Origin of the sequence: Cellulomonas jepli, assembly GCF_047229345.1 — a bacterium.
Lineage (GTDB): Bacteria > Actinomycetota > Actinomycetes > Actinomycetales > Cellulomonadaceae > Cellulomonas_A.
In genome coordinates this window covers 1-12555 of record NZ_JBFTER010000130.1, presented here as the reverse complement: position 1 = coordinate 12555, position 12555 = coordinate 1, and the positions used below count along the sequence as shown (strand labels likewise).

The window sequence follows — 12555 nt, the reverse complement described above, 5'->3', positions numbered from 1 at the left end:
GTGCCGGGCAGGACGAACACGTGGCTCGCGCTCGACCGCCACCACCGCGCGGCCCGCGGCCGGAGCAGGATCGGGAACGGCAGCCGCCGGAGCGACCGACGCAGCGGCCGGAGCGGCCGTCGTACCGGACGCACCCGCGGCACCGGAGGCACCCGTCGCACCCGTCGCACCTGCGGGACGCTGCGCGACACGCGGGCGTCGGGCGCTCGACGCGTCCGCCACGCCGTAGCCGACGAGCACGGCCTGCTTGCCCTCGGGCGCGGCGGCGGTGTCGCCACCCGCCGCACCGGCGACCGCGACGTCGCCCGACGGGCCCGACGCGGGCGCCGCGGGACCCGACGGGTCGACGTCGACGACGATGATCGGCGCCCCGACGTCGACGGTCGTCCCGGGCTGCACGAGGATCTCGACGACCACGCCCGCGTACGGGCTCGGGAGCTCGACGAGCGACTTCGCGGTCTCGATCTCGACGATCGTCTGGTTGAGCTCGACGGTGTCGCCGACGGCGACGTGCCACTCGACGATCTCGGCCTCGGTCAGGCCCTCGCCGGCGTCGGGCAGGTGGAACGTCTGGTGCGTGGGCACGTCGGTCTCCTCAGAACGCCAGGCGGTCAGAACGCGAGGGTGCGGTCGACCGCGTCGAGCACGCGGTCGAGCCCGGGCAGGTACTCGTGCTCGAGCTTGGACACCGGGTAGGGGCTGTGGAAGCCGCCGACCCGGAGCACGGGCGCCTCGAGGTGGTAGAAGCACTCCTCGGTGACCCGCGCCGCGACCTCGGCGCCGCTGCCGTAGAGCGTCGGGGCCTCGTGCACGACGACGCAGCGGCGGGTGCGGCGGACCGACTCGACGACGGTCGCGGTGTCGAGCGGGGAGATCGTGCGCAGGTCGACGACCTCGACGCTCGTGCCCTCGGCCTGCGCGGCCGCGGCGGCCTTGAGGGCGACGGCCACCGTCGGCCCGTAGGCGACGAGCGTCACGTCGGTGCCGCTGCGGACCACCTGGGCGCGGTCCAGGCCGGTGGGCGCCGACGCGTCGTGCGGCGCGGCGACCCCGGCGGCGAGGTCGACCTCGGCCTTGTCCCAGTACCGGCCCTTGGGCTCGAAGAACAGCACCGGGTCGGGCGACGCGATGGCCTGCTGGATCATCGTGAACGCGTCGGCGGGGTTCGACGGGCTGACGACCCGGAGCCCGGCGGTGTGGGCGAACAGCGCCTCGGGCGACTCGCTGTGGTGCTCGATCGCGCCGATCCCGCCGCCGTAGGGCACGCGGATCACGACGGGCAGGTTCAGCCGGCCGCGCGAGCGGTAGTGCATCTTGGCGAGCTGCGTCGTGATCTGGTCGAACGCCGGGAAGATGAACCCGTCGAACTGGATCTCGCACACCGGGCGGTACCCGCGCAGCGCGAGGCCGATCGCGGTGCCGACGATGCCCGACTCCGCGAGCGGGGTGTCGACGACCCGGTCCTTGCCGAAGTCCTTCTGCAGCCCGTCGGTCACCCGGAACACGCCCCCGAGCGCCCCGATATCCTCACCCATGAGCAGCACCTTCGGGTCCTGCTCGAGCGCCCGGCGCAGCCCGACGTTGATCGCCTTCGCGAGCGAGATCTTCTGGACGTCGGCGCTCATCGCGCGCTCCCCTCGGCCGCACCGGTCACGAACGACGCCTCGTACCCCTCGAACCAGGCACGCTCGGCGTCGACGACGGCGTGCGGGGTCGCGTACACGTGCTCGAACAGCGTGGACGTCGGCGGTGCGGTGAACCCGTGCACCGTCGCGCGGACGCGCTCGCCCAGCGCCGCCGCCTCCGCGTCGACCGCGTCGAGGAAGTCCTGCGACAGCTCGTCGGTCGCGGTGAGGTGCAGGCGCAGGCGGTCGATCGGGTCGCGCTGGCGCCAGTACTCCTCCTCGGCCGCCGAGCGGTACCGGGTCGGGTCGTCGGACGTCGTGTGCGCGCCCATCCGGTACGTGAACGCCTCGACGAGCGTCGGCCCGCCGCCGGACCGCGCACGCTCGAGCGCCTGGAGGGTCACCGCGTACGACGCGAGCACGTCGTTGCCGTCGACCCGCACGCTCGGCACCCCGAAGCCCTTGCCGCGGTCGGCGATCGGGACGCGCGCCTGGTGCGTCGTCGGCTCCGAGATGGCCCACTGGTTGTTCTGGCAGAACAGCACGAGCGGGGCGTTGTTCACGGCGGCGAACACGAGCGCCTCGTTGACGTCGCCCTGCGCGGTCGCACCGTCGCCGAAGTAGGTGACGACCGCGGTGTCGCGCTCGGGGTCGCCGGTGCCGACCGCGCCGTCGCGCTGCACGCCCATCGCGTACCCGGTCGCGTGCAGCGTGTGCGAGCCGATCACCAGCGTGTACAGGTGGAAGTTGTGCGCCTCGGTGTCCCAGCCGCCGTGGTCGATGCCCCGGAACTGCCGCAGGATGTCCGTCAGGTCGAGGCCCCGCACGTGCGCGACACCGTGCTCGCGGTAGGACGGGAAGACGTAGTCCTGCGGGCGCAGCGCGCGGCCGGAGCCGACCTGCGCGGCCTCCTGGCCGAGGCTCTGGGCCCACAGGCCGAGCTCGCCCTGGCGCTGCAGCGCGGTCGCCTCGGAGTCGAACCGCCGGACGAGGACCATGTCGCGGTACATCCCGCGCAGGTCCTCGGGCGTGACGTGCGCGACGAGGGGGTCGTAGGTCGTGTCGTGGACGCGCGCCCCGGTGGGGGTCAGCAGCTGGACGAGTCCGTCATCCGTCAGAGGGCCGTTCGGGCTCACGCGGTGACTCCTTCGTGCGGGGCGAGACGGGGGCACGAGCGCTGGTCGTAGCAACCTACGTCAGCGTAGGCTACGTAACCGTAGGTTGGCGGGGGACCCCTCGACAACCGTCGCCGTGCCGGTTTGTCGGTATCCCACACCCCGGGGTACCGGCCCGCACAGCGAAGAGGCGGGCACGTGCCACCGGACACCCGGAGCGCGCGCCCGCCTCTTGTGCGTCCACCCACGGCGTGCGCCCGGTCGACGGGTCGTGGGGTCGCCCGCGGCCCGCCGCATGCCGGAGCGCCCTCCCCCGAGACCGTCGATCTCACCCCGCGCGAGACGTGCGTCTCCCCCGGGCGCGCTCACGACACGCCCGCACGCGCCGATGTCTCAGGCGCAGGACCCGCGCACCCGCACCCGGCGCGCGGGCACGGACGACAAAGGCAAACCCGTCGCGAGGCGGGGACGCAAAGCCATGGGACCCCCGCGGTCAGCCAGGCCACCGAACCACGGAGCACACGTGCACATCAGCCCAGCCGGCTCGCCGGCACGTCGACCGCGCGCACCCGGGCGCCGGCCGGCCGACCGCGTCGCCCTCCTCTCGAGCGGCCGGGCACCGGCCCGGCGCGGGCTCCGCGCGCTCACGACGCTCGCGCTGACGACGGCCCTCGTCGCGACGGCACTGACCTCCGCACCCGCGGCGGAGCGCACGGACGGCCGTGGCGCCGTCTCCGCAGCACCCTCGACGGGGCCGACGCCGCGGACCGCCGCACCGGTCGGCGGGCAGGGCACGACGACCGTCGGCGGCCAGGTGGCGCCTGCGGTCGACGGGCCGCTCGACGGGAGGGACCGAGGGCAGGTGCCCGGCGCAGCCGCCGACACCACGCCGCTGCCCCGCACGGTGGCGCCGGCCTGGGGGCCGACGACGGCGGGACGCTCGACGACGGGGACGCCGGCAGGAGCGGTGCTCGCGCCCGCGACGTCCGTCCCGACCTCGCCCGCACCGGCGGCGCGGGCCATCACCGCCGGCTCGACGACGTCCACCGCCAGCGCCGCTGCTGCGCCACGCGTCGCGGACCTCGTGCGCGAGACGGTCCGGCCGGTCGGCGGCCCCGACCCGTCGCTGGTCTCGCTCGAGGGCCGCGCCCGGGTGACCCCGCGGACCGCGGACGTGCTCCGGGCGATCCCGCCGACGAGCTCGGTCCTGCGCCCCACCCCGACCCCGAAGCCGTCGGCGACGCCGTCGGCCACGCCGACGCCGTCGGCCACACCAACGGCCACCCCGACACCCACGCCGACGCGCTCCGCCACGCCCGCGCCGTCGCCCACCACGACCGCCTCGGCGACCCCCGCACCGACGCCCTCCGCGACGGCCACCCCCACGGCCGCCCCGACGGCCGCCCCTACCCCCTCGGCCACCCCGAAGCCGTCGGCGACGCCGTCGGCCACGCCGAAGCCCTCGGCCACACCCACGGCCACCCCCACGGCCACCGCGACCGCCTCGGCCACCCCGACGCCGAAGCCCTCCGCCACACCCACGCCGTCGACGACCCCGAAGCCCTCGACGAGCCCCACGACGACCGCGACCGCCTCAGCCACCCCCACGGCCACCGCGACCCCCTCGGCCACCCCCACGCCGAAGCCCTCCGCCACACCCACGCCGTCGACGACCCCGAAGCCCTCGACGAGCCCCACGACGACCGCGACGCCGACGGCCAGCCCCAGCCCGTCCGCCAACCCGAGCCCGACAGCCAGCCCGAGCCCGTCGGCCAACCCGAGCCCGACCGCGAGCCCGAGCCCGACCGCGAGCCCCACGGCCACCACAGACCCGACAGCCACCCCGAGGCCGACCGCGAGCCCGACCGTGGCCCCGACTCCCTCGCCGTCGCCCACACCCACGCCGACGCCGACCGTCGCGCCGTCCCCCACACCCACGCCTTCCCCCACACCGAGCGCCACGCCCCCGCCGACCCCGACCACACCCCCGGTCCTCACCGCGTCGCAGCAGCTCACGCCGGACCAGGGCCTGCTGTTCGGCGCGTTCGCGGGGACGCGCGACGCACCGGACACCGAGACGGCGATGCGTGACCTGGAGAGCCTCATCGGGCGCAAGCTCGACCTGCACCGCTGGTACTCGATCTGGGACGACCCGATGCCGCCGGTGTCGGTGCGGCAATCCGTGGAGCGTGGTCGCACGCCGGTCCTGTCGATCCTGCCGAAGCTCCGCAACGGCACGAAGCTGCCGTGGGCCGAGGTCGCGAGCGGCGTGCACGACGCGCGGATCCGCGAGCAGGCGGCGGGCGTCCGGTCGCTCGAGGTCCCGCTGTACCTCGTCTTCCACCACGAGCCCGACTACTCGCCCGAGTACGGCTCGCCGGCCGACTACCGCGCGGCGTACCGGCACTACGTCGAGGTGTTCCGCACCGAGGGCGTGACGAACGTGGCGTGGACCTGGGTCATGACGCCGGCCGCGTTCAACAGCCCGCCGACGACCCCGACGAAGGTCGGCGCCGACGACCTGTACCCGGGCGACGACGTCGTCGACTGGGTCGCGCTCGACCCGTACAACTGGAACGGCTGCGCGGCGAACGTCCCGCAGCGGTGGCGCACGATGGCCGAGATCGCGACCCCGTTCCGCACGTGGGGCATCGCGCACGGCAAGCCGCTCATGCTCGCCGAGTGGAACTCGTTCGAGGACGCGCTCGACCCGGAGCGGAAGGCGAGCTGGTACCGGGAGACGATGTCCACGCTCGCGTCGTGGCCCGAGGTCAAGGCGGTCGCCGTCTTCAACACGACCGGCACGTGCGACTGGTGGATCACCTCCTCGGAGCGGGCGACCGCCGGGTTCGTCGACGCCGGGGCGCGCGCCTCGGCGCACGGCCGGGCGTCGGCGTGGCTCGTGCCTTCGACGCTCACCGGCCCGTCGCCGCTCGCCGTGACCTTCGACGCGTCCCGCAGCACCGGCAGCGGGCACTCGAACGGGTCCGGCGTGACGCGCTGGACGCTCGACTTCGGCGACGGCACGTCCACGGGCGGGGAGGGCCAGCCGCCTGCGGCGATCCCGCACACGTACGCCGGGGGCTCGTTCCAGGCGGTCCTCAGGGTGACCGACGCGGCGGGCACGACGAACGTCGACCGGCACACCGTCACGTCGGCGGCGGCACCGAAGGCGTCGACCGCGGTGCGGAACATCACGACGACGTCGCTCGAGCTGAACGCGTGGGTCGAGACGGGGGGCGTCGTCGGGCACGCCCAGATGGAGTGGGGCCCGACGCCCGCGTACGGCAGCGCGAGCCCTGTGATGGACCTCGCCGCCGTCGTCGGCAAGACGCAGGTCGCGGTCACCGTCGCCGACCTGCAGCCGGGCACGACGTACTACTGGCGCCTCACGGTGACGACCGCCGTCGGCACGACGGTCTACGACCTGACCACCTACACCGCGGGTCCCCCGACGACGACGTGGGCCGGCGCGACGCTCGTCACCGCCGGGTCGGCCGAGCCGTACGCCGGCGTGCACCCGCACCGCGCCGCCACCACGGCGTACCTCGAGTGGGGGACGACTCCGGCGTTCGGCCAGGTCACGGCGTCCCAGGAGCTCACCGCGCTGACCTACGAGAAGACCCTGCGCTACCCGCTGACCGGGCTGGCGCGCGGGACGACGTACTACTTCCGGGTCGTCGCGACCAACGAGCACGGCACGCTCGTCGGCCCGACGAAGACGTTCAGGACGTCGTCCTGACGCCGCGGGCGGAGGCCGGGTGCCGCGGCCGGACGCGGCGGTGCGGCGCCGGCCTCAGCCCGTGAAGGTGACGTCCGCCGTGTCGACGACGCCGCCCGAGCGTCCGGGTGCCGACTGGTAGCGCCAGTACAGGTTGGTGTGCGCGATGACCTGCGCGGGCGGCGGCGCACCCCACGCGCTCTGGTCGTCGGTGGTGTGCGCGTCGCCGACGAGCGTCACGTCGTACCCGCGCGTGAGCGCACCGTGGATGGTCGAGCGGATGCACGCGTCGGTCTGCGCCCCGGCGACGACGAGCCGCCCGACGCGCGCGGCGGCGAGCACCTCCTCGAGCTCCGTGCCCTCGAACGAGTCGCCGTACAGCTTGTGCACGAGCGGTTCCGCCTCGTCGCGCACGAGCTCCGGTACGTACTCCCAGGACTCGCTGCCCCGCGGCAGGTCCTCGTCGGAGTGCTGGACCCAGACGACGGGGGCCTGCGCGTCGCGCGCCCTCTCGACGAGCGCCGCGATGCGCCCGACGACCGCGTCACGCTCGTGGGCCTCGGCGACGACGCCCTTCTGGACGTCGATGACGACCAGGGCGGTGGTCGGGCGGTCGGTGAACGTGGTCATGGGGGCTCCTCGGACGCGCGCCGGTGGTCGTGCCCACCGTAGGACGACCCCCCGACACGCACCGGTACACCCCCGGCCTGGCGCTCACACGCAGGTGCCCGGGTCCTCGCTCGTACCGACGAGCGCGAACAGCATCCGGCGGAGGGCGGTGACCTCGGCACCGCTGAACGCCGCGAGCGCCGTGGCCTCCGCCTGCTCGGCGTCGGCCGCGACGGCGCGACGGGTCTCGTCCCCGGCGGCGGTCAGCGCGAGCACGCGCGCCCGCCGGTCACGCGGGTCGACGCTGCGCTCGACCAGCCCGGCGCGCTCGAGCCGGTCGAGCTCGCTCGTCAGCGTGGTCTTGTCCATGCCGAGCGCCCGGCCGAGCTCGACCTGCGTCAGCCCCGGGGACTTGTGCAGCGCGCTCAGGACGATGTGGTCGCGCAGGGAGCGGCCGTGCTTCTCGGCAGCGGCTCCGGTCGCCGCGCGCATGCGCTGGGCGGCGCGGTGCAGCAGCCACGTCATCTCGGCGTCCGGACCGGGGCCGAGGGCCGGCGGGCTGGCGGCGGGGACCTGCCTCGGGCTCACGGTCGCGGACCTCCCTGCGCGTCGGCGGTCCCCAGCACGGGGATCGAGTCGTACGCGGAGACGTCGTGCGACGGCACGACGTGCACGACGTCGCGCAGCGCGATGCTGCGGTCCAGCCCGGTCCGCACGAGGTCGGCGTCGACGTCCGCGAGGCGGCGCAGCAGCCAGGGGCGCTCGGCGCGCCGCTCGATGCCGTCGCGCTGCCACGTGAGGTCCCCGATGAACCCGTACCGCTCGCCCGTCGGGAGGCAGACGAACACGACCACGGAACCGGGGGTGTGCCCACCGGCACGCGCGACCACGACCGACCCGTCACCGTGCACGTCGTGGCTCGCCGGGAACCCGAGGTACGGCGGCCCGTCGAGCGCGTACTCCCGGATCCGGCGCCCGGCGGACGCGACCCGGAAGACCGCGCCGTGCGGGTCGGTGTCGCCGTACCCCCGCTCCTCGGCGGTCAGCCAGACGGGGGTGTCCAGGGAGTCGAGACCGCTGACGTGGTCCCAGTGCACGTGGGTGACCAGGACCCCGAGCAGCCGGTCGACGTCGTAGCCGACGGCGTCGAGCTGCTCGCGGACGGTCCGCCCCCGCTCGAGCGGCGCACGCTCGATCCGGGGCAGCAGGCGGACGTGCTCGTCGAGGTGCGCACCGAAGCCCGCGTCGATCAGCAGGTCACCCGCCGGGTGCTGGACGAGCACCGACGTGGCCGCGAACCGGCGCCGGTCACGTAACCTCCCGCCCGTGACCGCGAACGCGGCCCGCGTCTCGTAGGTGCCGGTCGGGAGCTGGTACAGGCGGACGGCGGGCGGCGGCGAGGCCGGCGGCAGCGGGCCGGACCAGGGGGCGAGCGTCGGGGTGCGGGTCACGCGCGAGACAGTACGAGTCGAGATGATCCGACACAAGAGCGTTTTACCGGACGCCCGCTCCCGGTCACGCGCGCGCCGCGGGCTCCCGTCGGACGATCGACGTCTCGAGCTCGACCGTGACCTGACCGAACGCCCGGGCGAAGTCGAGCACGGCCACCTCGTCGGTGATCTCCGGACGGCGCACGCGCCAGCGCGCGGGGGTGCCCGGTGCGGGCACGCAGTCGATCACCCACAGATCGGGGCCCTCACTGTCGGCCCGGACGCGCCAGCGCCGCACGGCGTGCCACGGCACCCGCACGACGTCCGTCGGCCGGATCCCCGCGGGCCTGGCCTCGACCAGCCAGCCGGGCACCCCGAGGCCGTGCACGTCGGCGGTCAGGGACGTCAGGCCCGGAGGCGCGTCGCGCAGCCGGCGACGGTTGATCGGCCCGGGACGCAGCGCGACCGCCAGCTCGGGGGTGCGTCCGGCGGCGTCGAGGGGGGCCAGCGTGCGCCGCCGCCTGTCACGCAGGAGCTGCCGGTCGTGCGGCGTCAAGGACTGCAGCCCGACGAGGACCACGGCCACGAGCGCGCCCGCGATCACGAGCACGACCGTCACCACGGAGCCGTCGACCCGGGCGCGGGACGCCAGCACGAGCCCCACCGCGACACCGAGGAGGACGAGCAGCACGCCGGCCGTCGAGATCGCCGAGGACCGCACCCGCAGCCCGCGGGGAAGGGTCCCGAGGACGTACTCATCCTGCACACGTCGAGCGTAGGCACCCGTCCCTGCCGTCCACATCGGCCGACCGGGGGTCGCCGCCCGCCCGGGACGGACGCCGCAGCCAGCGAGCCGGACGCGCACGCCGGCAGGCGGAGGCCAGCGGTTCGACGGCATCGACGAGCCCCGGCGCGACGTCGGCGCACCCGGACGAGCGACGCCGTCAGCGGCGGAACGACTCCGCGACCTCGAGCAGCACCGCGGTCGCCTCGGGCTCGCCAACGCTGACCCGCACGCCGTCCCCCGCGAAGGGCCGCACGAGCACCCCGGCGCGCGTCGCCGCCTGCGCGAACGCCGCAGCGCGCTCCCCGAGCGGGAGCCACACGAAGTTCGCCTCGCTGTCCGGGACGGTCCAGCCCTGCACGCGCAGGCCCGCGAGCATCCGCGCGCGCTCCTGCACGACCGACTCGACGCGCTCCAGCAGCTCGTCCTTGGCACGCAGCGACGCCAGGGCGGCGAGCTGCCCGACGTGCGAGACGCCGAACGGCGTGGACGCGGCACGGATGCCCGCCGCCAGCCGCGGGCGCGCGACGGCGAACCCGACGCGCAGGCCCGCGAGCCCGTACGCCTTGGAGAACGTGCGCAGCACGACGACGTTCGGGTGCTTCGCGAGGACCGCGAGCGCGTCGGGCACGTCCGGGTCGCGCACGAACTCCACGTAGGCCTCGTCGAGCACCACGAGGACGTTGCCGGGGACCTGCTCGAGCAGGTGGGCGAGCTCGTCGGCGCGCACCGCGGGACCCGTCGGGTTGTTCGGCGTGCACACGAGGACCGCGCGGGTCCGTGGGGTGACCGCCGCCGCCATCGCCGCGAGGTCGAGCCGGCCGTCGTCGCGCACGGGGACGGGGACGCCCTCGGCGTGCGCGAGGGCGACCGCGATCGGGTACGCCTCGAACGAGCGCCACGGGTAGACGACCTCGTCCTTGGCGTTCACCACGGCGTTGAGCACGTGGTTGAGCACCGCGACGGAGCCGGTGCCCGTGACGACCTGCGCGGGGTCCACGCCGAGGTCCGCGGCGATCGCCTCGGTGAGCTCGGTCGCGTACATGTCGGGGTACCGGTTGACGTCCTGCGCGGCGTCGCAGATCGCGGCCACGACCGAGGGCAGCGGCGGGAACGGGTTCTCGTTGGACGAGAGCTTGAACGCGGCCGCACCGACCGGCACGCGCGCACCGGGGACGTAGGCGGGGAGGTGGGCGACGGCGGGACGGAGCGGGACCTGGGTCACGGGGCCCAGCATGCCAGCCGGCGCCGACGGACCTCCGTGCGCGCGCCGCCACCTCTCCCCGCTCCCGCGCCCCGGCGGTGGGCCGACGGACCTCCGTGCGCGCGGCCGCGTCTCCCTCTGCGCGTGCACCGGCGGTGGCAGGATCGCCGCCATGGGTTTCGTGCTGCGGGTGCTCATCAACGGCGTCGCGATCTGGCTCGCGACCCTCGTCCTGTCCGGGCTGACGGTCGTCGGGGGTGACACCACGGCCGAGCGCGCAGGCATCATCCTGCTCGTCGCCCTGATCTTCGGGATCGTCAACGCGGTCGTGAAGCCGCTCGTGGCGCTCCTGTCCTTGCCGCTCTACATCCTGACGCTCGGGCTGTTCACGCTCGTGGTCAACGCCCTGATGCTCATGCTCACGGCGTGGATCACGGAGCGGGCGAGCTGGGGGCTACGGATCGACGACTTCTGGACCGCACTGGTCGGTGCGCTGATCATCTCGGTCGTGAGCTTCGCGCTCAGCGTCGTGGTCCCGAGGAGCCGGGAGTGACGACCGTCCCCTGGAGCTCGGTGACCGTCGCCGTGGTGCCGGGCGCGCCGTAGATCCTCTCCCGCACGGACGCGTCCCAGTCCTGCAGCGACGGGTGGGCCGAGGCCTGCTCCGCGATCCGCTCCGCCGACCGGACGTACACCTCGGGCCCGTGCGCGTCGATCACTCCCCGTGCCGCGAGACGGTCCTGGACGTGGGGCGACTGCGCGAGCTCGACGCGCACGGTCGTGCGGTTCGGCGCGTCCGTGCGCGGGACGGCGTCGGTGACCGGGACCAGGTCGGTCGCGTGCTCGAGGCTCAGCAGCCGCACGTCGGGGGGTAGGGGCATCGCGGCCACGGGTGACCCCGCCGTGAGCACGTGCGTGATCGTGAACCGCTCGCGCACGCCCGGGTCGGCGGCCACGCGCGCGGCTGCCATGCCGCCCTGGCTGTGGCCGGCGAGCATCACCGGCTCACCCTTGCGGACACCCGCCTGCACGAGCGCGCCGACCACGAGCCCGGCGGACGCGGCGGTGATCCCCGCGGTGAGCCGCAGGTTCGAGGGGTCGTTGAGCGGGTTCGTGGTCCACGGCGCGTGGTCCTCCGTCCCCGGCACGGCCACGACCCACGACCGGGTGCCGTCCGGGTGGTCGAGCCGGGACACCGCGACGGTCCCGGGCAGACCCGCGTACCCGGTCCGCACCTCCGCCAGGACGTCCGCGGTGCTGCGCGGGCCGTCGGCGGGCCTCGGCCACCGCGGGAGCACGGGCACCAGGAGCGTCGGCTCGGCCGGTGCGACGCCGAGCCGCCGAGCGAGCGACGGGTGGACGGGCCGGACCTGCACCTCCCCGGTGCCGAGCCGGCGGGCGAGCGGGGCCACGGCCTCGCCGACGGGTGCCCGTACGGGGAGCTGCAGACCCGGCCGCAGCGCTCGCAGATAGGTCGCGACGCCGTAGAGCATCGTCTCCGCCGCGCCCGAGCGCACGAGGTCGGCGGGCCCGACCCAGCGCCCCGTGCTGCGGTACGCCGCGCCCTGGAGGACCAGCCCGCCCGCCAGCCCGGCCACGACCACCTGGCCGGCGAGGAACCGCAGCGGCGTCTCGGCCAGGAGGGTCGCCCCGACCGCGGTGAGCCCGCGGACGGCACGCTCGGCGCCGCTCTCCGCGGCCTCGTAGCCCTCGGCGGCGCGGTCGAGCGACCGTGCGAGCTCCCGCACGCGCGCCGCCGTCGCCGCCGGGGTCGTGGGCCCTCGCCGGAGCGGTGCGAGCGCCGCACGTGCGTGCTGCCCCGCCGTGAGCGCGTCCGGTCCCGCCCACGTCACGCGCTCGGCGCTCGCGAGGGTCGCGGTGGCGTCGTCGAGCAGGTCGGCGGCGCAGCGCAGCTCGACCGCGGCACGGCGGAGGTCCTCGAGCCGGGCCACCGTCCCGCCGCGACCGCCCGTGACGCGGATGCCGGCGGGCTCGGCGGGGCAGCCGGGCGTCCCGTCGGAGCCGGCGGAGCCGTCGGCGGCCCGGCCGTCCCGGTCGGCCCTCACC

At 75.4% G+C, this 12555-nt stretch carries 10 protein-coding genes, 1 pseudogene and 1 riboswitch; of the genes and pseudogenes, 2 read left to right on the top strand and 9 right to left on the bottom strand.

Annotated elements, in window-relative coordinates; all coding sequences use genetic code 11:
* The 3 genes from AB6N24_RS20950 to pdhA all read right to left on the bottom strand — a co-directional run.
* Positions 1–585 (bottom strand): biotin/lipoyl-containing protein (locus tag AB6N24_RS20950; protein ID WP_412871300.1); only part of this gene is annotated, 585 nt, incomplete at its 3' end.
* Positions 586–611: 26 nt separating this feature from the next.
* A complete protein-coding gene (locus tag AB6N24_RS20945; protein WP_183296277.1) occupies positions 612–1625 on the bottom strand; it encodes an alpha-ketoacid dehydrogenase subunit beta in 1014 nt (337 codons plus the stop codon).
* Entirely contained in the window at positions 1622–2761 is a 1140-nt protein-coding gene (pdhA, locus tag AB6N24_RS20940; RefSeq protein WP_412871299.1) for a pyruvate dehydrogenase (acetyl-transferring) E1 component subunit alpha, read from the bottom strand. Before pdhA ends, AB6N24_RS20945 begins: the two co-directional genes overlap by 4 nt.
* Before the next feature lie 414 nt (positions 2762–3175).
* Positions 3176–3250, top strand: a riboswitch (cyclic di-GMP riboswitch).
* A 13-nt stretch (positions 3251–3263) separates the two neighbouring features.
* Between pdhA and AB6N24_RS20935 the strand changes: the two genes are divergently transcribed.
* Entirely contained in the window at positions 3264–6482 is a 3219-nt protein-coding gene (locus tag AB6N24_RS20935; RefSeq protein ID WP_412871298.1) for a PKD domain-containing protein, read from the top strand.
* Between the two features lie 54 nt (positions 6483–6536).
* Here the strand turns inward: AB6N24_RS20935 and AB6N24_RS20930 are convergent, their stop codons facing one another.
* The 5 genes from AB6N24_RS20930 to hisC all read right to left on the bottom strand — a co-directional run bounded on the left by AB6N24_RS20930 (position 6537) and on the right by hisC (position 10521).
* Complete coding sequence (locus AB6N24_RS20930) at positions 6537–7091, bottom strand: isochorismatase family protein (protein WP_412871297.1); 555 nt, start codon at positions 7089–7091, stop codon at positions 6537–6539.
* Between the two features lie 84 nt (positions 7092–7175).
* Positions 7176–7658, bottom strand: coding sequence for a MarR family winged helix-turn-helix transcriptional regulator (locus AB6N24_RS20925; protein ID WP_412871296.1), 483 nt, complete (start codon positions 7656–7658; stop codon positions 7176–7178).
* Positions 7655–8521 carry an MBL fold metallo-hydrolase gene (locus tag AB6N24_RS20920; protein ID WP_412871295.1) on the bottom strand — a complete coding sequence of 289 codons (867 nt, stop codon included), beginning with the start codon at positions 8519–8521 and terminating at the stop codon, positions 7655–7657. Before AB6N24_RS20920 ends, AB6N24_RS20925 begins: the two co-directional genes overlap by 4 nt.
* 64 nt (positions 8522–8585) lie before the next feature.
* Positions 8586–9266 carry a hypothetical protein gene (locus AB6N24_RS20915; RefSeq protein ID WP_412871294.1) on the bottom strand — a complete coding sequence of 227 codons (681 nt, stop codon included), beginning with the start codon at positions 9264–9266 and terminating at the stop codon, positions 8586–8588.
* A gap of 178 nt (positions 9267–9444) precedes the next feature.
* Complete coding sequence (gene hisC / locus AB6N24_RS20910; protein WP_412871293.1) at positions 9445–10521, bottom strand: histidinol-phosphate transaminase; 1077 nt, start codon at positions 10519–10521, stop codon at positions 9445–9447.
* Between the two features lie 139 nt (positions 10522–10660).
* Between hisC and AB6N24_RS20905 the strand changes: the two genes are divergently transcribed.
* Positions 10661–11041, top strand: a complete 381-nt coding sequence (locus AB6N24_RS20905; protein ID WP_412871292.1) for a phage holin family protein — start codon at positions 10661–10663, stop codon at positions 11039–11041.
* On the opposite strand, the pseudogene AB6N24_RS20900 reads toward AB6N24_RS20905, so the two are convergent.
* Positions 11010–12555 (bottom strand): annotated as a pseudogene (locus AB6N24_RS20900) (hypothetical protein); the annotation flags it as partial. The gene AB6N24_RS20905 and the pseudogene AB6N24_RS20900 sit on opposite strands and share 32 nt — an antisense overlap.

Coding starts and splice junctions, on each gene's coding strand:
- hisC (WP_412871293.1), bottom strand. CDS start 10,521: ATGCTGGGCCCCGTGACCCAGGTCCCGCTCCGTCCCGCCGTCGCCCAC.
- AB6N24_RS20905 (WP_412871292.1), top strand. CDS start 10,661: ATGGGTTTCGTGCTGCGGGTGCTCATCAACGGCGTCGCGATCTGGCTC.
- AB6N24_RS20945 (WP_183296277.1), bottom strand. CDS start 1,625: ATGAGCGCCGACGTCCAGAAGATCTCGCTCGCGAAGGCGATCAACGTC.
- AB6N24_RS20930 (WP_412871297.1), bottom strand. CDS start 7,091: ATGACCACGTTCACCGACCGCCCGACCACCGCCCTGGTCGTCATCGAC.